General features: G+C 32.6%; 23 protein-coding genes and 1 tRNA gene. 14 read left to right on the top strand and 10 right to left on the bottom strand.

Translation table 11 applies throughout. The features are described 5' to 3' along the window. Positions 1-13: 13 nt before the first annotated feature. A tRNA-Ser gene (locus CHRY9293_RS04850) sits at positions 14-98 on the bottom strand. A 137-nt stretch (positions 99-235) separates the two neighbouring features. Here CHRY9293_RS04850 and CHRY9293_RS04845 point away from each other — a divergent pair. The 4 genes from CHRY9293_RS04845 to CHRY9293_RS04830 all read left to right on the top strand — a co-directional run bounded on the left by CHRY9293_RS04845 (position 236) and on the right by CHRY9293_RS04830 (position 4,767). After that, on the top strand, positions 236-1,261 hold the full coding sequence (locus tag CHRY9293_RS04845; protein ID WP_162031844.1) for an N-acetylmuramoyl-L-alanine amidase: 1,026 nt from the start codon (positions 236-238) through the stop codon (positions 1,259-1,261). A gap of 69 nt (positions 1,262-1,330) precedes the next feature. Next, positions 1,331-2,731 carry an aspartate ammonia-lyase gene (gene aspA / locus CHRY9293_RS04840; RefSeq protein WP_162031843.1) on the top strand — a complete coding sequence of 467 codons (1,401 nt, stop codon included), beginning with the start codon at positions 1,331-1,333 and terminating at the stop codon, positions 2,729-2,731. A gap of 79 nt (positions 2,732-2,810) precedes the next feature. Beyond that, a complete protein-coding gene (locus CHRY9293_RS04835; protein WP_162031842.1) occupies positions 2,811-3,665 on the top strand; it encodes a glycosyltransferase in 855 nt (284 codons plus the stop codon). 52 nt (positions 3,666-3,717) lie between these two features. After that, complete coding sequence (locus CHRY9293_RS04830) at positions 3,718-4,767, top strand: hypothetical protein (RefSeq protein WP_162031841.1); 1,050 nt, start codon at positions 3,718-3,720, stop codon at positions 4,765-4,767. Here CHRY9293_RS04830 and CHRY9293_RS04825 read toward each other — a convergent pair. From CHRY9293_RS04825 to CHRY9293_RS04815, 3 genes are all read right to left on the bottom strand, one after another. Next, the gene (locus CHRY9293_RS04825; RefSeq protein ID WP_162031840.1) at positions 4,760-6,238 is read right to left on the bottom strand and encodes a lipopolysaccharide biosynthesis protein; all 1,479 of its coding nucleotides are present in this window, start codon (positions 6,236-6,238) and stop codon (positions 4,760-4,762) included. The genes CHRY9293_RS04830 and CHRY9293_RS04825 overlap by 8 nt on opposite strands. A gap of 7 nt (positions 6,239-6,245) precedes the next feature. Continuing rightward, positions 6,246-7,040, bottom strand: a complete 795-nt coding sequence (locus CHRY9293_RS04820; protein ID WP_162031839.1) for an FkbM family methyltransferase — start codon at positions 7,038-7,040, stop codon at positions 6,246-6,248. Positions 7,041-7,283: 243 nt separating this feature from the next. After that, the gene (locus CHRY9293_RS04815) at positions 7,284-7,943 is read right to left on the bottom strand and encodes a DUF2461 domain-containing protein (protein WP_228455471.1); all 660 of its coding nucleotides are present in this window, start codon (positions 7,941-7,943) and stop codon (positions 7,284-7,286) included. Positions 7,944-8,225: 282 nt separating this feature from the next. Between CHRY9293_RS04815 and CHRY9293_RS04810 the strand changes: the two genes are divergently transcribed. The 8 genes from CHRY9293_RS04810 to CHRY9293_RS04775 all read left to right on the top strand — a co-directional run bounded on the left by CHRY9293_RS04810 (position 8,226) and on the right by CHRY9293_RS04775 (position 16,399). Continuing rightward, positions 8,226-9,908, top strand: coding sequence for a DEAD/DEAH box helicase (locus CHRY9293_RS04810; RefSeq protein WP_162031837.1), 1,683 nt, complete (start codon positions 8,226-8,228; stop codon positions 9,906-9,908). Positions 9,909-10,063: 155 nt separating this feature from the next. Beyond that, complete coding sequence (locus CHRY9293_RS04805) at positions 10,064-10,702, top strand: DUF47 domain-containing protein (protein WP_122547980.1); 639 nt, start codon at positions 10,064-10,066, stop codon at positions 10,700-10,702. Between the two features lie 16 nt (positions 10,703-10,718). Then, positions 10,719-11,861 carry an inorganic phosphate transporter gene (locus tag CHRY9293_RS04800; protein ID WP_162031836.1) on the top strand — a complete coding sequence of 381 codons (1,143 nt, stop codon included), beginning with the start codon at positions 10,719-10,721 and terminating at the stop codon, positions 11,859-11,861. Positions 11,862-11,964: 103 nt separating this feature from the next. Next, entirely contained in the window at positions 11,965-12,936 is a 972-nt protein-coding gene (locus CHRY9293_RS04795; RefSeq protein ID WP_122548297.1) for a polyprenyl synthetase family protein, read from the top strand. Between the two features lie 57 nt (positions 12,937-12,993). Further along, positions 12,994-13,953, top strand: a complete 960-nt coding sequence (locus CHRY9293_RS04790; protein ID WP_162031835.1) for a GSCFA domain-containing protein — start codon at positions 12,994-12,996, stop codon at positions 13,951-13,953. Next, entirely contained in the window at positions 13,946-14,473 is a 528-nt protein-coding gene (locus tag CHRY9293_RS04785) for a DUF4269 domain-containing protein (RefSeq protein WP_162031834.1), read from the top strand. Before CHRY9293_RS04790 ends, CHRY9293_RS04785 begins: the two co-directional genes overlap by 8 nt. A gap of 3 nt (positions 14,474-14,476) precedes the next feature. Continuing rightward, positions 14,477-15,250 (top strand): TatD family hydrolase, encoded by a 774-nt coding sequence (locus CHRY9293_RS04780; protein WP_162031833.1) that lies wholly within the window; start codon positions 14,477-14,479, stop codon positions 15,248-15,250. A 3-nt stretch (positions 15,251-15,253) separates the two neighbouring features. Continuing rightward, complete coding sequence (locus tag CHRY9293_RS04775) at positions 15,254-16,399, top strand: hypothetical protein (RefSeq protein ID WP_162031832.1); 1,146 nt, start codon at positions 15,254-15,256, stop codon at positions 16,397-16,399. Positions 16,400-16,454: 55 nt separating this feature from the next. On the opposite strand, the gene CHRY9293_RS04770 is transcribed toward CHRY9293_RS04775, so the two are convergent. The 5 genes from CHRY9293_RS04770 to CHRY9293_RS04750 all read right to left on the bottom strand — a co-directional run bounded on the left by CHRY9293_RS04770 (position 16,455) and on the right by CHRY9293_RS04750 (position 20,744). Next, the gene (locus CHRY9293_RS04770; RefSeq protein ID WP_162031831.1) at positions 16,455-17,729 is read right to left on the bottom strand and encodes a DEAD/DEAH box helicase; all 1,275 of its coding nucleotides are present in this window, start codon (positions 17,727-17,729) and stop codon (positions 16,455-16,457) included. An 83-nt stretch (positions 17,730-17,812) separates the two neighbouring features. Beyond that, positions 17,813-18,307: a DUF6438 domain-containing protein gene (locus CHRY9293_RS04765; RefSeq protein WP_162031830.1), complete on the bottom strand. Its 495-nt coding sequence runs from the start codon at positions 18,305-18,307 to the stop codon at positions 17,813-17,815. A 116-nt stretch (positions 18,308-18,423) separates the two neighbouring features. Continuing rightward, positions 18,424-19,407 (bottom strand): GTPase ObgE, encoded by a 984-nt coding sequence (gene obgE / locus CHRY9293_RS04760; RefSeq protein ID WP_162031829.1) that lies wholly within the window; start codon positions 19,405-19,407, stop codon positions 18,424-18,426. 70 nt (positions 19,408-19,477) lie between these two features. Next, positions 19,478-20,056 (bottom strand): adenylate kinase, encoded by a 579-nt coding sequence (locus tag CHRY9293_RS04755; RefSeq protein ID WP_122547971.1) that lies wholly within the window; start codon positions 20,054-20,056, stop codon positions 19,478-19,480. 133 nt (positions 20,057-20,189) lie between these two features. Next, on the bottom strand, positions 20,190-20,744 hold the full coding sequence (locus CHRY9293_RS04750) for a phosphoribosyltransferase (RefSeq protein ID WP_162031828.1): 555 nt from the start codon (positions 20,742-20,744) through the stop codon (positions 20,190-20,192). Positions 20,745-21,078: 334 nt separating this feature from the next. Here CHRY9293_RS04750 and abc-f point away from each other — a divergent pair, with 334 nt between their 5' ends. Next, the gene (gene abc-f / locus CHRY9293_RS04745) at positions 21,079-22,668 is read left to right on the top strand and encodes a ribosomal protection-like ABC-F family protein (protein ID WP_162031827.1); all 1,590 of its coding nucleotides are present in this window, start codon (positions 21,079-21,081) and stop codon (positions 22,666-22,668) included. 121 nt (positions 22,669-22,789) lie between these two features. Here abc-f and CHRY9293_RS04740 read toward each other — a convergent pair whose 3' ends face one another. Next, positions 22,790-23,869, bottom strand: coding sequence for a DUF2971 domain-containing protein (locus CHRY9293_RS04740; RefSeq protein ID WP_162031826.1), 1,080 nt, complete (start codon positions 23,867-23,869; stop codon positions 22,790-22,792). 178 nt (positions 23,870-24,047) lie between these two features. On the opposite strand from CHRY9293_RS04740, the gene CHRY9293_RS04735 reads away from it, so the two are divergent. Further along, positions 24,048-25,334, top strand: a complete 1,287-nt coding sequence (locus CHRY9293_RS04735; protein ID WP_162031825.1) for an adenylosuccinate synthase — start codon at positions 24,048-24,050, stop codon at positions 25,332-25,334. Positions 25,335-25,348 lie beyond the last annotated feature (14 nt).

The raw sequence follows: 25,348 nt of genomic DNA, 5'->3' as shown, positions 1-25,348 counted from the left end.
AAATATAAGAGAGCGGAGGGTAAGGGATTCGAACCCTTGCGACACTTTCGCGTCGACAGTTTAGCAAACTGCTCCGTTAACCACTCCGGCAACCCTCCGTTTATTTTGATTTTTTAATGATCGTTGTTCCTTTATTGCGAGTGCAAATATAGAATAGATTTCTTTATTTACCAAATATTTTTCAGGAAAATTTTGCGTATTTTTGAGGTAATAAACGAGCTAAAAAAATAAATCAATGCGTAAGATATTATATATCATCGGATTAACGACCTTTGTTTTTTCATGTACCTCGCAGAAGAATGTGAAAAAAAAATCTTACAGTCCCCCAAAACCCGTGACACAGCCAAAAACGGTAGTAAAGACAGGGGTTTCGGAAAAACCAAAACCACAAGTGACCAATGAGCATGGGGTAGAATTTTTTACTACTAATATTGGAGATGTCACTAAAAATGATAATACAGCCAGTTATGGATCTATCGTTTCTGCCAAACCAATAGGATATAAAGTCGTAAAAACCTATTTTCCGGCAATTGCACAGAATTTTAGACAGAAATATCTTATTCTACATTATACCGCATTATTAGATGATAAATCGATTACTGTACTTACAGAGCAGAACGTAAGTTCCCATTATTTGGTGAATAATACTGGAGATAATGAAATCTATCAATTAGTTGATGAAAATAAACGGGCTTATCATGCGGGAATCAGCTCCTGGAGAAATGATAAAAACTTGAACGATACATCAATTGGTGTTGAAATTGTCAATTCAGGATATACTACCGATGCGATGGGGAATAGAGTATTTGCCTCTTTCAGTGATGAGCAGATTAGAAAAGTAGCGGCATTGGCTAAAGATATTATTACCCGATATCAGATCCCTCCCACCAACGTATTGGGACATGCAGATATTGCTCCAACTCGAAAACAAGATCCAGGCCCAATGTTTCCATGGAAAAGATTGTATGAACAGTATCAGATCGGGATGTGGTATGATGAAGAAATGAAAAAAAGTTTTTATGATTTAGCATCCATTGACTTCACTACAAAATATTATGAGCCCTCATTTATTTTCAATATTCAAACGCAATTGCAAAAATTTGGATATGGAGTAGATCCTAGTGGAAAGTGGGATGATGCGACCAAAAAAACAATTGAAGCTTTTCAATATCATTTCCGTCCACAAAATTTTAGTGGAATTATGGATGCCGAAACATGGGCCATACTACAAGCTTTGAATCTAAAATATGCTACCAAATAAAAACGTAAAACATATCAACGCGTTATACGTTTTTATGATAATTAAAGTGATAAATAAAAAATATCTGAAATGGAAAATTTCCGAAGAGAAAGTGATCTATTAGGTGAGCTTGAAGTTCCTGTAAATGCATATTACGGAGTGCAAACCCAAAGGGCAATTAACAATTTTAAAATTTCGGGGCAACTTTTATCCGCATATCCTGAGTTTATCAAAGGACTTGCTTTCGTAAAAAAAGCGGCGGCTAAAACCAATTATGAGCTAGGTTTGCTTGATGAAAGTTTGTATTTCAAAATTATTGAAGCTTGCGAGGAGATTATTGATGGGCAATTTCATGAGCAATTTCCTGTAGATATGATTCAAGGAGGGGCTGGAACTTCAATTAATATGAATGCAAATGAAGTTATTGCAAACAGGGTTTTGGAGAAAATGGGAAAAAATAAAGGACAATACGAGTTTTGTTCACCAAATGACCATATTAATCTTTCTCAATCTACGAACGATGCCTATCCTACAGCTATTAAAATAGGGCTATTGCAAATGAACGTTAGATTGGTAGAAAAACTGCAGAAAATTGTAGAGGCCTTTCGGGCTAAGGGAAAAGAATTTCATGATGTGATAAAAATGGGAAGAACGCAGCTTCAGGATGCTGTTCCTATGACTTTGGGACAAGAGTTTGAAGCATTTGCGGCTACTTTGGAAGAAGATATTTCAAAGCTGAATAATAATGCCAGCTTATTTGTGGAAGTAAATATGGGAGCAACAGCTATTGGAACAGGAATCAATGCTCCGGTAGGGTATGCCTCTCTATGTGCTAAAAATTTAGCGCAGATTACAGGTTTTCAGATTATTTCTGCTCCCAATTTAGTGGAAGCAACTCCTGATACAGGTTCGTATGTTATTTATTCTTCCGCCATGAAACGTCTTGCTGTAAAATTATCAAAAATATGCAATGATTTAAGATTGCTTTCTTCAGGTCCGAGAACAGGGCTTTTCGAAATTAATCTTCCACCTATGCAACCAGGATCATCCATTATGCCTGGAAAAGTGAATCCGGTCATTCCAGAAGTAGTCAATCAAGTTTGCTTTAAAGTGATAGGGAATGATCTTACGGTGACTTTTGCAGCAGAAGCTGGACAGTTACAGCTTAATGTGATGGAACCTGTGCTTTCTCATGCGATTATGGAGAATATTCATTTTCTTTGTAATGCGTTGGATACTCTTCGAGAAAAGTGCATAACAGGAATTACGGCAAATAAGGAGGTATGTCTTAATATGGTTAAACATAGTATTGGAATCGTAACTGCTCTAAATCCTTATATCGGATATAAACAATCTACTCAAATTGCTAAAGAGGCATTGGAAACAGGAAAAAGTGTATATAATTTAGTATTGGAGAAAGGAATTCTTACTCAAGAAAAATTAGATGATATTCTTGATCCTAAAAATATGCTGAGTCCACACAATAAATAAGTATTTTTGTAGCAGATAAAATAGATCTTCATTTGAATCTTTTACGTTTCAAATGAAGATTTTTAATACATTTTTTGAAGTGAAATTTTTAATCATTATTCCTGCCCATAATGAAGAAAGTAATATTAGATCTACGTTACATTCTTTGCAACATCAAAGTTATAAGGAGATTAAGATAGTTATCGTTAATGATGGTTCTACAGATCAAACTCCTGATATTATACAACAATTTACTAAACAAGATTCTTGTTTTGAAACTATTAATCTTGAAAAATCGGTTCATCAACCAGGTTCAAAAGTGGTCAGTGCTTTCAAGAAGGGGCTAGCTACTCAGAGACTTGAAGAATTTGATATTATTTGTAAGTTTGATGCAGATGTTATTTTTCCTTCCGACTATTTGGAAACTATAGCCAATGCATTTACAAATAATCCAAAATATGGATTGATAGGAGGGTTGTTGTATGTTGAAAACAATGGAGAATGGATATATGAAGGCAATTCCAATAAGAAACATGTGAGGGGACCTGTTAAAGCGTATAGAAAAGAATGCTTCATTCAGATTGGAGGTTTACGAGAAACGTTGGGTTGGGATAATATTGATTCTATTTTGCTTGAAAATTTAGGATGGAAAGAAGTCGTTTTGCCGGAATTGCAGGTAAAACTCATTAAAATTAAAGGGGCTGACTATACGATAAGACCGGCAGAGTATTATGGGAAATATTTTTATTTTTTGGGATTAAGTAGGTCTCTTGCTTATATTGCTTCAGCGAAAGAAGCCGTAAAAAGCAAATCCATTTCTTTTTTTCTTAACATTGTTAGATCTTATGAAAACTGCCGTTTAGAAAAATTACAGCTAAAAGTTACGAAGGATGAACAAAAAGTAATCAATCATCAACGTTGGAAAATGTTGAGAAATAAATGGCTGAAAATGTAAAAGATAAATGAGTGACCTTTTTTATTAATTCCGACCTAAAACGTATAATACTTTGAGAAAAATCGCTTATATAGAAATTGATACCCATGCTGAAATTGCCCAAAATTTCATTGAAGTTATGGAGGATTCAAAAGAATTTGCGGTAGATTATTATTTTTCTGAAAAGATCTATAAACAAATAAGAGAAGAAAAAAACGCCATCTTTTTATCTGATAGTTCCATGATTTTGGATCAGTTGAAACTTAAAAAGTATGATCTTATTATTATTGGAACAGTGCATAGGTATTTTAATACTTTTCAAGTAATTGTTAAAAAATACCAGACGCTCATTATTGCTCACAATCTGAACTTTATCAAGGCTTCAAAGATGAATGTCATGAAAAGTGTTTTTAAGGAAGATGTAATTTTTAGATTAAAATTATGGTGGAAAGAAGGTTTGTATTATTTTTCAAAACCATACCATGATGCAAAAGGACTTTTAGTACTAGATGAAGAGTTAGCATCAGATAAGTATACACTTTTACCGGTTTTTTACAATAGATATACCGAAAGAGTAATTCCTAATAAACAGTTACATATTGTCATTCCCGGAAGTGTCTCTCAAAAAAGGAGAGATTATGAGCATGTATTTAAAATCATTCAAAATATAACATCTTCTAGCTTTTTTACATTTGTGTTTTTAGGAAAAGCAAAGGGGCATGAATTGATGCAACTTCAGAAAATATCGACAGATTTACCGAAGAATATTAAAATTTTATATTTTTCCGAAAGAGTTTCACAACAAGACTTTGACTTTTGGATGAAGAAAGCAGATATTTTATGGTGTCCGATCCAATCACAAACTGTTTTTTTTAGTCAGCCGGAAAAGTATGGAGAAACAAAAATGACTGGAAACTTGGGGGATGCTATTAAATTTGGAAAATTAGCTGTTTTTCCTTCCTTTTATCAATCCAAATTAGATTTTATTATTCCTGAACAAGAAAATATTATACAACAATTTGAGGAGCTTAAAAATGCTTCTTTCGATTTTCAGGAATCCTATAGGTATTCTATCGTGAAAGAGAAATTGGAAAAAATAGTAGATACTCTTATTTCTATTTAAACTTAAAAATACTTTTAATGAATTTCATATTAAGATAATCTTCGATGGGGAAAACCTTTGTAAAATAATTTCCAATATAAATTAGAATGAGTACCATGGCTGGTTTATACATCAGATTGATTAAATTATTATCAAAATTGGGAAGTACAATGGTTACCGTAATGGCTAACGTACAGATAATGGTTACAAAAATCATATCAATGGTTAAAGGAGATACCTTGAAAACGATATAATTAAATATGATTTTAACGATGTTATAAGTTATCAAAGAAATAGCAGTAGATAAGGCAATTCCAATAAGCTTTAGCTCGGTATTTTTAATAAAGTAAAAATTGAGACTGATAGTAAGTCCTGCCAGTAAAAGCATTACTAAAATATTGAAACGATAATATTTTGAAAGAGAGATGATATTTCCATTAAACCCTGTGACAAGATCAATAAGTACTGCGGTGCCCCAAATCCAAATAACAGGTTCGTATTCCCTTAGCATGGTACCATTTTTAGGCATAAATTGTGTCAAATAAGGAAATCCAACGACAATACAAGAAAATAAAACGGCTCCTAAAAAATAAAGAGATAGAGAAGTTTTCTTATGGAATCTGTCTAGTTCCACCATATCTCCGTCAGCTAGTGTTTTACTAATAATGGGAGATGATATATTAAATAGTCCTAATTGAGGAATGGAAATGAGAGAGATAAGAGCATATAATACCGAATAAATTCCGTTTTCTTCCATTCCTAAAAATTCCCCAATCATAAAACTATTGATCGCTAAATAATTCCCAAACGTTCCTAAAAATCCAAAAAAGCTATAATTCAGAAACTCTTTCCAGAACTGGTCTTTTTTAAAATAATCAGTAGTAAAATTGAAATTTATTTTTTCTAATTTATTAGTATAATAAATATATCCGAACAACATTAATGCAAACATTCCGAAAAAGAAAGTGAGTGCAATTTTCTGAGATAAAGCAAAATAGAAAAATAAACAGAAAGCTCCCAAATTAGCAATCTTAGGAAATAAGTTATCAAATATATTAGATACTACTATTCTTTTATAATTGGAGGTATATTTGTTGAAAATAGCACATAATGATAAAACTAAAATGAGGGGAAGAATAATTTCTTTAATTTTCCAGGCTTCTGATCGTAAAAATTGAGGATATAGATAAGGAATAATAAAAAAAATAATTGAGAATATTATAAAATTAATAAGAACGACGAGTAAGGATAATGAAAGCATATTTTGGTTTTTGCCATCCTTTTGAAGTGTATGAAAAAATTTTACATTCGAATAAGAAATACCAAAAACAACAAAAGGGACTAGCATTTCTGCTGTCTGCATACTGTAACGAAGTTTTCCATAAAATTCAAAATCATTAGGAAAGATGAAAATAGCGGAAATGGTACCTAACAAAAAGCCAATATACCCAATGATGGAATATTTGAAGCCTTGTCTTGCTACTACACTCATAATGTTTTTAGAATTTTTTAGGGGTAAAAATTATATTATTGATATAATCGGTTTTGTTTTTTTCGTCATGACTATTTTGAGTGAGAATTTCTTCTGTAAGTCTTTCAAGGGTAAAACTATTTCGATTAAGATATTGAGCGTCATATCCCCATGATGTAACTTCAGAAATTTCATTCCAGATTGGAGTATTATGATGTCTTTGTTCCATTTCAACCATTAAAGTGGGGAAGAATTTTTTTATGGTTTCTTTAGCTCCTAAAAGTGTTTTCATTTCATTACCTTCAACATCAATCTTAATAAAATCGAGCTTCTTAAAATCTTTAGCTACTGGCCAATCATCAAGTTTTACAACTTCTACTTTTTCGGTATGACTTTGTTCTTCTCCTTGCTCTTTAAATGAGGTATTTAAAGTTCCACGAGAAGGAATCAGAGTCCCATTGATGATAGGAACTTTAAATTCTGCAATGGTATTTTCATTAGATAGAGCTAAAGAATATATTTGCATGTGGGGGAATAACCTTTTTAATCGATTGAATAACTTTTTGTTGGGTTCAAAAGCATATATATATTTATGAATCAACTTACTTTCTAATTGATATAGAAAAGTTCCCACATTGGCTCCAATATCCAAAATCACAGCATTTTCAGGTAAATAATCTTTAATCCAAACTAATTCAGGCTCTACATTTCGTTCTGAGAAATTATTTTGGGTGAGATTTTTTAATTTTTTAAAATATCTTTTTTTGTAAAAATTCGGACTGATATATTGTAGATTTTCTGCGATTTTTTGATATAAAGACATTCTGTGATTTTTGAAGAGTAGGCAAAGATACGCAAAAATGTTAAACTAATGTTAAAATTAGCGAAATATAATAGGTTGAATGTTAAATATTTAAATGTTTTATGTTTTTCTATTAAATTGAATAGTAAGAGGATGAGGATGAGGATTTTGGAGACTCTTACTAAAATGAGTTGTTTTCTATTTATTCTGCATGATATAGAAATAAATAGACTCTATAAGGTCAACCATTTTCGTGAAGAATGATTATTGAAAAGGAGTATTGAGAAAATCATTGAAGGGCTTCATGAGTTTAAAGATTTTGGTAAATTCTTTGGTTGTATTTTTATTATTTAAGATTTCTTCATCTTTTATATTGTACACCACAATGAAACTTTTAAGTTTTAAATATTCTGCCATGGGATCTTCTTTTTCAAATCCTTGTGGTATTTTCACAAGTCTATCTTCCTGATCTAGTGTGGGAAAGTGTTTTTTAAAATCTTTATGGTTTACTATTTTTAAAAAATCTTCTCCATATAAAGAAATTTCTTTTCGAACTTCTTTCAATACAGAAGATTCAGGCATATAAATTCCTCCGGCAAGAAATGATTTATTAGGTTCTAAATGAAGATAGTAACCTCCTTTTTGACTTCCTTTTCCCATGCCTAAGGAAGCACCAAAATTGGTTTTATAGGGAGATTTATCTTTAGAAAATCGGGTATCTCGGTAAATTCTAAATAATGATTTTTTAGCATCGATTTTTGCAAGTTCTTCGTCAAAACTTCCCATCTCCTTTATCAGTTCTTCAAGAAAAGAGATGACATTTTCTTGAGCTTCTGTATAAAGCTTTTTATTATCATTAAACCATTCACGGTCATTATTTTTTGATAATTTTTTTAAAAAATCAAAAGTTTTTTGAGAAAGCATAGCCGACATATTTTCTTATTTTATTCAAATGTAATTAAATCTATTCATACATCAAATAACACTTTTTTTATGCAATTCATAATTAATTGAATGTGAAATGGGAAGTTTAGTAATCAAAAAGGAGTTGTACTCTTGTTAAATTAAAAATAAAAAAAATCGTTTTTTTCTATATAAGCTTTAAAATTTTTAGTATTTTGAATGTTAAAATTAGCAATAATGTAATAATATATAAAAGTAAATTCAAATATTAATTGTATCTTTGCAAAAATTTTAAAATATTTAATGAATTTATTTACGGAAACCAATTTAAGTCCTGATATTCTTAAGGCAATTGGCGAATTGGGCTATGAGAGCCCGACAGAAATCCAAAAACAGACTATCCCTTTTATTCTTTCAGATATTCGCGATTTGATCGCACTTGCGCAGACTGGGACAGGCAAAACTGCAGCGTTTTCGCTTCCGATTTTGGATATGATTGACGATACGAGTCGCAAAATCCAATTATTGGTGCTTTGTCCGACACGAGAATTATGTCTTCAAATTGCTAAAGACATTAAAAATTATTCAAAATACATGCAAAACATCAAAACTACTGCGGTTTATGGTGGAAGCAGTATTATGGAACAGATCAGATCTTTAAAGGATAAACCACAGATTATTGTAGGAACTCCGGGAAGAGTGATCGACCTTATTAACAGAAAAGCTCTTGATTTTTCTGCTATTCATTGGTTGGTTTTAGATGAAGCCGATGAAATGCTTTCAATGGGTTTCAAAGATGAATTGGAAACAATCCTAAGTGAAACTCCTGAAACTAAACAAACATTCTTGTTCTCTGCTACGATGAGTAAGGAGGTGGAAAGAATTTCTAAAAATTATCTGACAAAACCTCACAGAATCTCTGTTGGTTCAATTAACGAAGTTAAAAAGAACATTAAGCATGAGTATTATGTAGCAGGTTACCGTCAGAAAAAAGAAGCTCTTAAAAGATTAATTGATTCAAATCCTAATCAATATTCCATTATTTTCTGCAGAACGAGAATGGAAACTCAAGAAGTGGCTGACTTTTTAATGCAAAATGGATATGCAGCAGATGCTCTTCATGGTGATCTTTCTCAAGCACAGAGAGATACGGTAATGAAGAAATTCAGATTGAAAAATATTGATATTCTTGTAGCAACCGATGTGGCAGCGAGAGGTCTGGATGTAAATTCATTGACTCACGTTATTCACTATTCTTTACCTGATGATCCTGAAGTTTTTGTTCACAGAAGCGGAAGAACAGGTAGAGCCGGGAAAGATGGAATTTCAATGGCTTTAATTAAACCGGAAGAAAGCAGAAAATTAAAACAGATAAAATCTGTTACTAAGATTGAGATTATTGAAGGCAAGGTTCCTACAGGAGATGCTGTTATTAAAGCTCAGGTAGGAGGTGTTTTTGAAAGTCTATTTGCAGAGCATGAAGATTATTTTGATTTTGATGATGCTCTGATTCCTGATCTTTCTGAATTCACCAAAGAAGAATTAGTTCATAGACTCCTTCAAGTCCAGCTTAAAGATCTTGCGGTGTATTATAAAGACAGACATGATCTACTTGAGCAAAAACTAAGCAGTAGAGATGATGATGGTTCAAGAAGAGACAGAAGAGATCGAGATCGAGATAGAGGAAGGGATCGTGATAGAGACCGAGGAGAACGCAGTGGGAAACCAAGAAGAAGAAATGAAAATATGGTAAGGTTTTTCTTTAATCTTGGTAAAAAAGATCAATTGAAAAAACTCGATGTTTTAGAGATTATTAATAAAGCAACCTCTGGTAAAGGCAAGAAAAGAGCTGAAATTGGAGATATAGAAATTTTAGAAAAATTCTCTTTCTTTGAAGTGGAAAAAACATTTAAGGATAATGTATTAAGCAATATTCCTTCAATGAAATTTAAAGGAAAAGATATGAGAGCGGAAGTAGCTAACTAAAACTCTTAACGTTCATAAAAAAAACCGACTTCACAGTCGGTTTTTTTCTTTTGATAATCAAGGGTTAAAGCAATGTTAACAAAACTTAACGTCATATACTTCCAGTTAAAGGGCTTTTTTAAGAAATTTGCACACAAATTATTAAACACTTTACAATGGGAATTGGTAATATTTTCCACGCTTTTCAGCCGAAAGATAAAATCTTCTTTGTACTTTTTGAAAAAGTAACAGATAACTTGGTAGCAATGTCTGAGGAATTCAACCATGGTATCAAAGATTTTGATCTTAATGATGATACAATGTTGAAAAAGATGAGCGATTTTGAACACAAAAATGATGAACTTACTCATGAAATCTTCGTAGAATTAGGTAAAAACTTTATCACTCCTTTCGATAGGGAAGATATCCATACGTTAGCCACAGGATTGGATGATATTGCAGATTATATCTATGCATCCACTAAATATATTTTCTTATATAAGTCGCCGGAAATGAAGGCATATTCTGATTTTTCTTTATTAATTCATAAAGCTTGTATCGAAATCCAGAATGCCATGAAAAACTTGAAAGGGTTTAGAAATATGGAGCAGGTAAAAGAAGCTTGTATTAAAGTGAATTCTATCGAAAATATTGCAGATGATCTTCTTTCCAATTCAATGGTAGAATTATTTGAAAGTCAAGATGCTATTAATATTATTAAAGTTTCGTCTGTACTTAACTATCTTGAAGTAGTAACTGATAAAGCAGAAGATGTAGCCAATACGATTGAGAACATCATGATTAAATACGCTTAAAAATAATAATTTACAAATGGAATTTCCTATTTTGCTTATAGTTATTATTGCGTTGGCATTAATATTCGACTATATTAATGGTTTTCACGATGCCGCTAATTCAATTGCAACTATAGTTTCAACAAAAGTTTTAACTCCATTCCAAGCCGTGCTCTGGGCAGCACTATGGAACTTTGCCGCGTTTTTTATCGCAGCTTATATTATTGGAGAATTTAAAATTGGTAATACAATTGCCAAAACCGTAAATGAAAATTTTATTAATCTTGAAGTGATATTTTCAGGGCTTATCGCAGCTATTGCATGGAACCTCCTTACATGGTGGTTTGGAATACCTTCATCATCATCTCATACTTTGATTGGTGGTTTTTTAGGAGCAGCCTTAATGCATGCCTTTATGATGGATTATCATCAGGTAGTAGCAACACAGCCGGATTTAGGACTTTGGGAAACATGTAAAGCCGCTTTTAATCAAGTGACTCACCAAAGTGTAGTGAAATTTGATAAAGTAATTCCTATTTTTCTTTTCATTTTCATGGCACCCGTTATTGGGATGATCATTTCGATTATTATTACATTAATTATTGTACATCTGTATAAAAAATCAAATCCTCATAAAGCAGATCAATCATTTAAAAGATTACAATTGGCATCTTCCGCATTATTTAGTTTGGGACATGGTTTAAATGATGCTCAGAAAGTAATGGGAATTATTGGGGCAGCTTTGATTTTTTATCATGTAGAAATGTTACAGGATCCTATCTATCTAAATATTCCTTCGGCACAACGTTTTGATTATTTTGCAGATCATTATCTTTGGGTTCCTTTGGTTTCCTTCTTGGCAATAGGTTTGGGAACAATGAGTGGAGGATGGAAGATTATCAAAACAATGGGAACTAAAATTACAAAAGTAACTTCACTGGAAGGAGTAAGTGCAGAAACAGCGGGAGCGATTACTCTATTTATTACGGATCACTTTGGAATTCCCGTATCTACGACTCATACGATTACAGGTTCTATTATTGGGGTTGGTTTAACAAAAAGAGTTTCTGCAGTAAGATGGGGAATTACCGTAAGTTTACTTTGGGCTTGGGTATTAACGATTCCTATTTCAGCTATTGTTGCAGGTATTTCTTATCTTATGGTTACTTTCTTATCTTAAAATAAAAATTTGAACGATAATACTAGACTTTGCCCAATTGGGCAAAGTTTTTTGTTTTGAAAAGGTTTTAAAAATTGTATTTTTGTTGAAACGATTAGAATTTATGGAATTTTTAGACAGATACCAACAAATTGTTGCAGATGCTATTGATAAATATACTTTTAAAGATAAACCGGTAGAACTATATGAGCCGATGAATTATATCATTTCTCATGGAGGAAAGCGTTTACGTCCTATTATGGTATTAATGGCTTGTGACTTATTTGGAGGAGATCTTAAAGAAGCTATAAAACCGGCATTGGCCATTGAATTTTTCCATAATTTCACACTTATTCATGATGATATCATGGATGAGGCACCGTTAAGAAGGAATAAACCCACTATCCATACATTGCATGGTCTTAATGTAGGAATTCTTTCAGGAGATGGATTAATGCTTAAAGCATATAAGTTTTTTGAAGACCTTGAACCTGAAATTTTCAAAGCGTGTATTAGAATATTTACCCATACCGGACTTTTATTATGTGAAGGACAACAATATGATATTAATTTCGAAACGCAAAAGGATGTAACATTTGCTGATTATATCAGAATGATTACTTATAAAACGGGGGTTTTAAGTGCTTCTTCGTTTGAAATCGGAGCATTGATTGCTAAAGCTAATTTTAGTGATGCTAAAGCCATATTTAACTTCGGAAAACATATTGGAATTGCTTTTCAGATTATGGATGATTATCTTGATGTATTTGGAGATCAAGCACAGTTTGGCAAAAAGCATGCAGGAGATATTTATGAAAATAAGAAAACAGTCTTATACCTTTTAGCAATGGAACATGGAACAGAAGAGGAAAGAAAGGAATTGGATTATTGGTATTCCAAAAAAACAGAAAACATAGATAAGGTATATGGTGTAGAAAAGATTTTTAGAAGAACCAAAGTGGATGAAAAAGCCTTACGTTTGATTGAAAAGCATAATGAAATCGGACAGAGTTATCTAAAGAAAATTGATATTCCGGAAGAAAAGAAAAAACCATTTTCCGAATTGGCCAATTATTTATTGAGAAGAGAAAGCTAATGGAATCTTGGAAAGTAAACGACAAGGTATATCCTAATATTTCACAATTCTAATATAATGAAGTTTCGGACAGAGGTAGCTATCAAAGAATCAGAGAAGAAGATTGAAGTTGAAGATAAAATATTTTCGATAGGTTCTTGCTTTGCCTCTGAAATGTCAGACTTATTTCAAAAAGGACAGCTTCAAGCGGTTAATAACCCTTTTGGGACTATATTTAATCCTTTTTCAATCCGGAATGCGATCACCATCTTACATGATTCTCAATTTTACTCTCAAGATGATTTAATTGCTTATGAAGATGAGTTTATTTCTCTAGATCATCATACTAGTTTTGATACCCGATATCTACATCAAACCTTAAGTAAGATTAATGAGAAAATAGAGCTGGGTAATCGGTTTCTTCAAGAAACAAATTGGGTGATTATTACGTATGGAACTTCCTTCATTTATGAATTCCTTCCGAAGAAAAAATTAGTAGCCAATTGCCATAAAATTCCTCAAAAGTTTTTTAAGAAAAGGCTCTTAACACATCAAGAATTGATGGATTCCATTTCCTCGACTATAGTGAGTATCAAAGATATTTGTAAAGAAGGTGTTCAGATATTATTTACGGTTTCTCCTGTTCGGCATACCAAGGATGGAATGGTGGAAAATCAATTAAGTAAATCTAAACTGATAACCGCATTGCACGATACTATTCATCGATATAATGATTGTATGTATCTTCCGATTTATGAGATTGTAATGGATGATTTAAGAGATTATCGCTTTTATAAAGAAGATATGATTCATCCAAATTCTCAAGCAGTTAACTACATTTTTGATAAGTTCGGAAGTGCTTATTTTTCAAACAACACCAAAGATTTTATTAAAGAAAACTTTAAAATTAATAAAGCATTAGAGCATAAAACGGAGGATCAACAAAATCCAAAGTATATTGAGTTTAAGGAAAAACTCAATCAAAGGATTGAAAAACAAAGGGAAAAAGTAAAACATGAAATATTTTTAAATGATTGATTTTACAACCATTGATTATTTAAAAAAAGGAAATGAAAGACAGAAAAGGGCGTATGAAGTTCTTACTAAGTTTCGAATTTTAGAACATTTAGCCTATTATTCTCCTATTTTAGTAGGGACTATTCCGATTGGGATTGATGTTGAAGGAAGCGATTTGGATATTATTTGTGAGGTGGATCCTCAAGGGAAAGCTGCTTTTTTAGAAAAGATAACCTTGTTTAAAATGATTCCTCCTAATGCTGAATGTAGCATAGAAAATATAATGATTAATGAAGAAAGATGCATAATACTGGATTTTCAGTTAGAGGAATTTCCGATTGAGATTTTTGGACAGAATAAACCTACAATGGAGCAAAATGCTTACAGGCATATGATCGCTGAATATAAAATATTGGAAGAAAAAGGAGAAGATTTTAAACAAAAAATAATAAAATTAAAGAAAGAGGGAATGAAGACGGAGCCTGCATTTGGAATGTTACTCAATTTAGAAAATCCCTATGAAGACCTTTTAAAACTGTAAAAAATGATTGATACGCATACTCATTTATATTCGGAAGAATTTGATGAAGATAGAAAAGAAATGATTCAACGAGCCTTAGATAAGGGAATTACAGAATTTTATCTTCCTGCTATTGATTCAGAATCTCATGAAAAAATGCTCCAGTTGGAAAAAGAGTACCCCAATCAAATTTTTTCGATGATGGGCTTACATCCATGTTATGTAAAACCGGAAAGTTGGGAAAAGGAATTGGAAATCGTTAAAAACTATCTTGATCAAAGATACTTTCCTGCTATTGGAGAAATTGGAATTGATTTATATTGGGATAAAACCACTTTAGATATTCAACGAAAAGCTTTCGAACAACAGATTGATTGGGCTATAGAAAAAGATCTTCCTATAGTAATCCATACGAGAGAAAGTTTTGATGAAACCTTTGAAGTCTTGGAAAGAAAAAAACATCCCAAACTTCGTGGTATTTTCCACTGTTTCTCAGGAAATCTGGAACAGGCCAAACATGCTATTGATCTTAACTTTATATTAGGAATTGGTGGGGTTGTAACATTTAAAAATGGGAAAATAGATCAATTTTTACAACATATTCCACTGGACAAAATAGTGTTGGAGACGGATTCACCTTATTTGGCACCAGTTCCACACAGAGGGAAAAGAAATGAGAGTGCTTATCTGGATTTGATCGTAGGAAAATTAGTCAATATCTATAACAAAGATTTTTCGGAAATCGATCGTGTCACAACAGAGAATGCCTGCACTATATTCGGCAAAACAATACAATAAATTATGGATAAAAAAATCAGTAAAGCTTCGAATTGGGAGTTATTTACTCTGTTTTTAGTCTATTTTGTCATTAATTTTTCATTCCTAGTAAAATATGGAGTGAGGCAATCTGTTATTTCTATTTATATTCTCATGCCTATTTTTATACTTTTCCATATTGGAATTTATAAATGGGGAATCCCTTTGATTTCTAGATGGGTAAAAAAACCTTATATGATAAACGGTTGGGTTATTGCTATTTCCGTTATTTATTTGGGTTTGACGCATGTGCTGAAGGACCCTTATAAACTTAAAATAGATCGATGGCAGACGATAGAATATGCAATGAGATATTGGCTTGACGGAAAGTATATTTATGATACCCGGAACTATATGGGCAACTTTCCCTCTTATCTACCCGGACAGCTTTTAATCATATTACCCTTTTATTTTTTAGGAAATGTAGGCTATCTGCAAGTAGCGGCTTTTATCTTGTTCGGTTACGCGGTGAGTAAAGAATTTAAGAATCAAAATATTAAATTTTTGGCCATTTTTCTGCTGAGTATTTCGTTATCCTATGTATATGAGCTGGTTTGTAAGAGTGACCTGATTTCTTCATTTATTTTAGTATCAGCTTTTATACTCTATTGGCATAGGAAATTTCAAGAAGATTATTTTAAAAAACCTTTTTTATTGGGTTTGATCTTGGGAGGAATATGTCTTACGAGAAGTGTAGTGGTGATTCCGTTAATTTTATTTTTATTAAAACCTTTTCTTGAGACAAACGTTAAGAATAAAATTAAAGTTTGTATAGGGTTTATCATTACTTTTTCTATCTTGTTATTTACTGTACTAGCTCCCGCAAAAGATTTTGATTATATCTTAAAGTATAATCCGTTACAGCTTCAGGGGCAAGCAAATAAATATGTCACTCTTCTCTTCTTGGTATTGACTGTTATTTTGGCTTTCTTTGTTAAAAGATTTAAACAAGTGTTTTTTCTTTCTACTTTGATCATTTGGGGTGTTATGGCTTCATTTATTATAGAAACGATTTTAAGAGGATTTACATTGGAATATATGAGTTTTTCTTATTGGGCATCAGCATTGCCTTTCTGTATCATAGCCTATTGCTATGAAATGCAAGAACAACGATACTCTGATGGTGAGTAAAGAATCATTCTTATCCTAAATATAATAAGCCTTCTCATCGAGAAGGCTTATGTGTTTATTTTTTTCGGGTGAAATTTTTATTATGAGGCTTCTTATAGCCAATAGGCGCGGGGCCATTTTTTTTGTTTCGTGAAGATTGTGGTTTTTCAGATCCGGTAGGAACAGGTTTATTATTAGAATCTCTTTTTTGAGCAATCAAATTTTCTGTATGAAAAGGATGATTTTTAACCACCGGAATTTTCATACCAATAAGTTTTTCTGTATTTCTTAAATTAAGTAAATCTAATCCATCCACAAAAGATATAGAAGTGCCTTCAGAACCCGCTCTTCCTGTCCTTCCAATTCTATGAACATAGGTCTCTGAAACATCGGAAAGTTCAAAATTGATAACATACTTTAGTTCATCAATATCAATCCCTCTAGCTGCAATATCTGTAGCAATTAAGACCCTGGTTTTTCCGGACTTAAAATTTTGCAAAGCATTTTGTCTTGCATTTTGAGATTTATTTCCATGGATGGCTTCCGTGGTAATTTTACTTTTTTGAAGTTTTCTTGCAATTTTATCGGCTCCATGTTTAGTTCTTGCAAATACCAATACAGATTCCGAAATATCATGTTGTAAAATATGAGTAAGAAGGTCGAGTTTATTTTCCTTTTCTACAAAATATACTGATTGCTTAATGGTCTCTGCGGTAGAAGAAACAGGAGTTACTTCTACTTTAACAGGATTGTTTAAAATCGAATCTGCTAATTTTTGAATCTCCGAAGGCATAGTTGCAGAAAAGAATAAAGTCTGTCTTTTTGGAGGCAAAAGCTTAATGATTCTTTTTACATCATGGACAAACCCCATATCAAGCATTCTATCTGCTTCATCAAGGACAAATATTTCGAGCTCTTTTAAGCTGATGACTCCTTGAGATATGAAATCCAATAGCCTTCCCGGCGTTGCCACTAGAATATCCACTCCATTCCTTAAGGCATTTTCCTGATTTCCTGGTTTTACTCCTCCGAAAATAACCAAATGCTTTAAAGGAAGATATTTCCCATAGGCCTTTATATTTTCTTCAATTTGGATGGCTAATTCTCTTGTAGGAGTAAGAATAAGAGCTTTGATATGACGACTCTTAAAGTTATTCTTAGATAATTTTTGTAAAATAGGAATTGAAAAAGCAGCTGTTTTTCCGGTTCCTGTTTGTGCGCACCCCAAAAAATCTCTGTTTTTTAGAATTTCAGGAATTGATTTTTCCTGAATAGGGGTAGGGTTTGTATATCCTTGTTCCTTAATTGCTTTGGCAATAGGTTCTATTAAGTGTAAGTCTGTAAAATTCAAATGAATGATCTTTAATTAAAATAAAATTCCTTCACAATGAAGGAATTAGCTTTGCAAAGGTAGTTTAATATTTTTAAATGGAACTACTTTACTTTGGTCCATTGTTGATTATGCCTTAAATTCTCAAAAAATGTATACATTTCCGCAAGCTTTTCGGTGCCATGTTTTCCATAATCCTCAATATTCTTTGATGTTCCATCTTTAAATTGAATTCGGAGATAGGCTGATGGCATGTCTGTAATATTTCTTTTCCCATAGTTTTCATTAAGACTTTTTATATTCAATCCATCTAATAAAGAGAGTAATTTTTGATAATCTTTTTCTTTGATGGTTGTAGTAAAAGTTCCTTCTCTGGGCTTTGAAAAATCACTTTTTGAAAATGTTTGATTTTTGTTGAAATTGAAATGCTCTGCCTCTAAAATAGCCGTTCTATCCGGATTGATGGCTATTGTAAAAATAGGACAAGAACCGAAACACCCTCCTGCTTCATATTCAATTTTAGAATATGAGGAAACAGGTGTTTGAGAGTTACATGATAACATCAGTGCAAATGCAAGAAAACTAAGCAAGTATTTCATGATTTTTATATTTGGTTACATTCTTTCAAGAACTATTCCAAAATGGAACTAAAAATAAAGGTTGCCCTCAGAGGCAACCCTTATGTAGTACGTTTCTTTATAAATATTTAAGACTATTATCCGTGAAGATGTTTCCAAATAACATCCTTCAGCTCGACAAGACCTTCGCTGGTCACCCCTGAGAAAAATAAAGGTTGTTTATTTTCGGGGAATTCCGCAGCGATTTCTTTTTTCAGTTCATCGTCTAAAAGATCAGACTTTGAAATAGAAATAATGAAATCCTTATCTAGCAATTCAGGGTTATATTCTTTTAGTTCATTTTCTAAAATTTTAAATTCCTGAAAATGATCTTCAGAATCAGCCGGAATTAAAAATAATAAAATAGAATTTCTTTCAATATGTCTTAAAAATCTGTGACCGAGTCCTTTCCCTTCCGCTGCTCCTTCAATAATCCCAGGAATATCTGCCATTACAAAAGATTTGTAATTTCGGTAATCAACAATTCCTAAATTGGGCGTTAAAGTGGTAAATGCGTAATTGGCAATTTTGGGTTTTGCAGCAGAAACGGAGGCTAACAGAGTAGATTTTCCGGCATTAGGGAAACCTACTAACCCTACATCAGCTAAAATTTTAAGTTCAAAAACTATGTAGCCCTCTTCACCCGGAAGTCCTGGTTGTGCATATCTTGGAGTTTGGTTGGTGGAAGATTTAAAATGTTCATTTCCTAAACCTCCTTTTCCTCCTTGCATTAAGATAATTTCCTGACCATCTTCTAGGATTTCACCGATGATTTCACCCTCTTCATTTTTAGCAATCGTTCCAATGGGAACCTGGATATAGACATCCGCTCCGTAAGCTCCTGTAAGTTGGTTTTTGCCTCCATTTTCACCGCGTTCAGCTTTCACATGACGGGTATAGCGAAGGGGTAGTAAAGTCCATTCGTGAGCATTTCCTTTCATGATAACGTGACCTCCGCGACCACCATCTCCACCATCAGGACCTCCTTTAGGAATATACTTTTCACGGCGAAGATGGGCAGAACCAGCACCTCCATGCCCGCTTTTACAATGAATCTTTACGTAATCTACAAAATTTGACATTTCTTATAATTATGAGTTATGAGGTCTGAATAATGAGTAAAATAAAGAACCCATCAGTCATTTCCTATAACTATTTTACTTTTTCTACTTCAGCAAAAAGCTTGTCCGAAATCTCATTGATTTCTCCCACACCATTTACTTCTACATATTTCCCTTGCTGCTTGTAAAGCTCAGCTACTTCAGCTGTTTTTGCGTAGTATTCTTTAATTCTATTTTCAATGATTTCTACATTGCTGTCATCTGATCTTCCACTTGTTTCTCCTCTTTTTAGTAATCTTTCTACTAATATTTGATCTTTTACGACCAGAGAAAGGCAGATATCGATATCGTCGTTCAGTTCTTCTTTTACGATTTTTTCCAGTGCTTCAGTTTGAGCTACTGTTCGTGGATATCCGTCAAAGATGAAGCCATTGGTATCGGTCGGTTTTCTGATCTCATCAATCAGCATATCTATCGTTACCTGATCTGGAACTAATTCCCCTTTATCAATATAAGATTTAGCCAGTTTTCCAAGATCAGTGTCATTTTTCATGTTGAACCTGAAAAGGTCACCTGTTGAGATTTGTTTTAAGTTAAACTTTTGGATCAGATTTTGAGCTTGCGTTCCTTTTCCACTTCCTGGAGGGCCGAACAAAACAATGTTTATCATAATGTTGATTTGCCTTTTAGCCTTTAGCAAAATAAGCTGTTAGCTTCTAGCTTTTTTAGTTAATATTTTATTTGTATTCTTGATCTAAATTTAAAAAGCTAGTAGCTAGTAGCTAGTAGCTAATTTGCTACCACTACTCGTTGATTTTCCCTTCTTCTAATTGATATAAATTAGGTAAATTTCTTCCTAGTTCATCATAATCCAATCCATATCCAAGAACAAATTTATTAGGGATTTCCTTCCCGATATAATCAAGTTTAAAATCTTTTTTATAAACTTCTGGTTTTAATAGAAAGGAAGCTAGTTTTACTGATTTTGGACGTTGTGTTTCCTTAAAATACTTGAAAAGACTTTCCACGGTATTCCCTGTATCCACGATATCTTCCACAAGAATGATATGTCGTTCCTTTACATCTTTTGTCAACTCCATTTTCTGATAAACAATTCCCGTAGATTCTGTCCCTACATACGAACTCATCTGAATAAAAGCGATCTCGCATTCTCCCGGATAATATTTTAAAAGATCTGAAAAAAACATGATAACGCCATTCAAAACTCCAATAAAAACAGGAACTTTATCCTTATAGTCTTCATAAATTTTTAATGCCGTCTCTTTTACAATCTCCTGAATCTCGGTGTCCTCTAAATAAGGAACGAAAGTTTTGTCGTGAACTTTAATGCTTTCCATAAAAAAATAGTAGGCGGCAAAGTTACGCATTTTTGATGAAAATAATTTATTGGTTCAGTTCGGATTTGTAAAAGAGGAGTTTTTAAAGCTTCAGAAGAAGATTTTAAAGGGCAACTATTTGATAGAGTGTTGGAAAATTTAGCCCCGATTGTAGTGGAAATCCTTTTTTTAAAGAAAAAAGATTGTAGCGGAAAGCGGGAGACAGCTCCAAAAAAATCACTATATTTGCTGCACAAACCCCAAATAGCAGACATGTAGGATACAATTTCTTTCCAATTTAATAAACAATAGCTAAAAAGTTATTGGAGTTCTAACCTTAATTAAGAAAGAAATCATGCTTTTTCTACACGATATATCTTTTGGGTTTCCTGCGGGGAATCTACTTTTTAATTCTATTAATATTACACTATCTTCTCATACAAAATCGGCGCTGGTTGGAAGTAACGGCATGGGAAAATCTACGTTGTTAAAAATGATGGCCTATCAAATTGAACCTTTGAGTGGAAATGTTCATGTTCAAGGTGAAGTTTTTTATATTCCACAGATGTTTGGGAATTTTAATGATCTGACAGTGGCGGAATGTTTGAAAATCAATACAAAATTAGAGGCACTTCAAAAAATTACGAATGGAGAAGTGGATGAAGTCTATTTTGAAATATTGAATGATGACTGGGATATTGAAGAGCGCTGTCAACAAGCTTTACAATATTGGAAACTTGAAAATATTGACATCCATCAAAAGCTGGAAAGCCTGAGCGGAGGGCAAAAAACAAAAGTTTTTCTTGCCGGAATTCAAATCAATGAACCCGATATTATTTTACTCGATGAACCGACTAACCATCTCGATAAGGAAGCACGAAACCTATTGTATGATTTTATACAAAAAACAAGTTCAACAATTGTAATAGTCAGTCATGACAGAACATTACTGAATTTGGTTGATACTATTTTTGAATTGAGTAATCAAGGTATTTCGAGCTATGGTGGGAATTATGATTTCTACGTCGGTCAAAAAGAAATGGAGAACGAGGCGCTACAAAACGATATTCATTCGAAAGAACGGGCATTGAAAAAAGCCAAAGAAAAGGAACGCGAAACGTTGGAACGAAAACAAAAGCTGGATGCAAGAGGAAAAGGGAAGCAGGAAAAATCGGGTGTAGCAAGAATTATGATGAATACGATGCGAAATAATGCTGAGAAAAACTCTTCGAAACTGAAGAGTGTTCATGCCGAGAAAATCAATGGTATTTCCGGAGATTTGAGGGATTTACGTTCGGCTGTGAAAAATTATGATCAGATGAAAGTGAATTTTAATGACTCTAATTTACATTCGGGAAAAATTTTGATTTCCGCATCGGAAATTAATTTCAAATACGATAATCAAAATCTTTGGACAGAGAATCTTAATCTTGAGATTCGAAGTGGTGACCGAATTTCTATTAAAGGCCCAAACGGTTCAGGAAAAACAACTTTGATTAAGCTTTTGCTAGGAGGTTTGCAACCGTCGGGAGGGACTATTTCGAGATCAGATTTTCGAGTGATTTATATTGATCAGGAGTATTCTTTAATTGACCAATGGGCAACGATTTATGATTTTGTCCAACAGTTCAATGATAATTCCTTGCAGGAATCTGAAGTGAAAACATTATTGTCAAGGTTTTTGTTTGGAAAAGAAACTTGGGATAAAAAATGTGATGTGTTGAGTGGGGGAGAACGTTTGCGTCTTCTTCTGTGCGGACTTTCCCTCAGCAATAAAGCCCCAGATATGATTATTCTTGATGAACCTACTAATAATTTAGACCTGCAAAATGTGGAGATTCTTACCCATTCTATTAAAGATTATCATGGGACTTTGGTGGTGATTTCGCATGATGGAGTATTTTTGGAGGAGATTGGTGTGATGAGTGAGGTTTTGTTGAGATAAGAATAATAAAAATATTCATACTGCTTGTCATTTCGTAGAAATCTAAGTTGTTGAAAGGTTTCTGCGGAATGAAAACATCTATTTAGTTAAATACTTTTTCATAATCAATCTATATTTAAAATTATTCTAGTAACCTAATTATATTGTTTGTTCGGGTGAAATGAAAAATTTCATCATTAATTTTTTTTATTTCTAATTTTTCTTTTGTTCTTATTAGAAATAACTTTTGTTCATCATCTAACTCATATTTTACTCCAGAATAAAATAATCTATCAGATAAATTATCCGATATATAAGTTAATAGCTTGATATAGTTTTCGTAATTATATTTTCCTTTTATAGGTTGTGCTTCAAATTCCAAATCATTAATTCTTTTTATATTAAAATCTCGAGCAACTATAAAATTAAAACCTAGGCATATTTCTTCAACAATTTCTTTACTATAAGAAATTTTACGGTTTTCTTTATTGCCAATATGATCCGGAATAATATTTAAACCAGATTTACTATGTGGAACACCCATGTCATGTTTACTAACAAGAATTCTCCATTCATCTTCATATTCCCACATATTTGACTTAACATTTGTAGCATATGCTATTGGTACAAAAAAGGTTTTATAAGGATGAACATCAATAGGATTTAATTTTTGACAGTAATTTATTGGATTTAAACCCAAAAATTCTCCTTTTTCATTCTCAACATTTTCAGTAATAGAGTTTATAAGATTAGATGTTCTTAGTTTTAATTGAATTCCTTTTTCTTGTGCATAATGAGGCCACATTAGTAAATTATTTTCTTTCGCTGTTAGAGAAATCACTCCTATTAAGTTAGATGTAACGCTATAAATATGAGTTAAATAATCTCTACATTTATTTTCTTTATTGGAATCATTTTCCCAAATTTTAATAATTTCTTCTTTAGATCTAAAATGAGAAAAGAATTTTTCATAAACATCAAGGCTCAAAGGTTTCGAAGTGTATAATAAAAATGGACTACTATCCATAATGTCATTTAGTTCGAAAGGGTGAGAAGCATATATATAAGATTTAATTAAAGCATCAACACTGAATTCATTAATTGAATAGAATTTAAAAAGATATTCTGGTATTTGTTTATTGTGTGAAATTTTTATATTGCTTTCTGGCAAGGAGTAGTCCATTAAATATTTGAATCCATTATATTCATATTCCTCAGTCATTTTTTATAATTTTTTTGATGTTACTCAAAAATACATAATTCTTTTAAAGAATTATATTCAAATTTTACCTTCCTCAACCCCATGATTTCCACCCACCCAAAAAATAAAAATCCCTTCAAATTTGCTCACCCAATTTTTTAAAAGTAATTTTGTGCGAATCTAAAAACAAAAGTAAAATATGTCAACTTACGTAGTTGTAGGTCTTCAGTATGGAGATGAGGGCAAAGGAAAAATCACGGATGTTTTATCGGCAAAATCGGATTATGTAGTGCGTTTCCAAGGTGGAGACAATGCAGGACATACGGTGTATGTAGGCGATGAAAAATTTGTATTGCACCTTCTTCCTTCAGGAGTTCTGCAGTGTAAAGGGAAATGTATCATTGCTAATGGAGTAGTGGTAAATCCTAAATCTTTTATTAAAGAAATCAATCAGATTGAAGAAAAAGGACTGAAAACAGACCACGTTTTTATCAGCAGAAGAGCGCATGTAATTATGCCTTACCATATCTTATTAGATACGTATAGAGAGGAAGAACAAGGAGGGACTCAAATCGGAACGACTAAAAAAGGAATTGGACCTTGCTATGAAGATAAAATTGCAAGAGTAGGTATCAGAATGATCGACCTTTTGAATCCGGAAATTTTAAGAGAGAAAATTGAAAAAAATCTAAGAGTAAAGAACTCTCTTTTTGAAAAATACTATGGAAAACCGGCTTTAGATGTTGAAGAGGTTTATAACGAATTTTTAGAAATAGGAAAGCAACTTCAAGATAGAATCGTAGATACGGAACTGGAATTGAATGAAGCGATCCAAGAAGGAAAAAATATCTTATTTGAAGGTGCTCAAGCATTGATGTTGGATATCGATTTTGGAACCTATCCTTATGTAACTTCATCTTCTCCATCTACAGGAGGTGTTTGTACAGGAGCAGGAGTGCCGCCAACTTCCCTTCAAAACTTAATTGGGGTAGCGAAAGCTTATTGTACAAGAGTGGGTAACGGGCCTTTCCCATCTGAATTAGACAATGAATTAGGTGAGAGAATCAGACAAATCGGTCATGAATTTGGAGCAACTACAGGAAGACCAAGAAGAACAGGCTGGTTAGACTTAGTTTCGTTAAAACATGCTTGTATGATTAACGGAATTAATAATTTGGTCATTACTAAGTTGGATGTTCTTACAGGTCTTGGAACATTGAAAATCGCTACAAAATACAAAACTGAGGACGGAAAAATTATTGATTACTTTACGTCTTCAACGACAAAACTATACGATTACGAAGCTATTTATGAAGAGCTTCCGGGATGGGAAGAAGACATTACAAAAGCGAGAAGCTATGATGAACTTCCTCTCAATGCTAGAAAATATATCGAGTTTATTGAAAAATATTTAGGAATCAATGTATACTTAGTTTCGGTTGGACCGGAAAGAAGTCAAAATATCATCCGAAAAGAATTATTCTAAGATAAAACCCAAAG

Source organism: Chryseobacterium potabilaquae (assembly GCF_902728265.1).
Taxonomy (GTDB): Bacteria; Bacteroidota; Bacteroidia; order Flavobacteriales; family Weeksellaceae; genus Chryseobacterium; species Chryseobacterium potabilaquae.
This window is presented reverse-complemented; position numbering and strand designations above follow the sequence as displayed.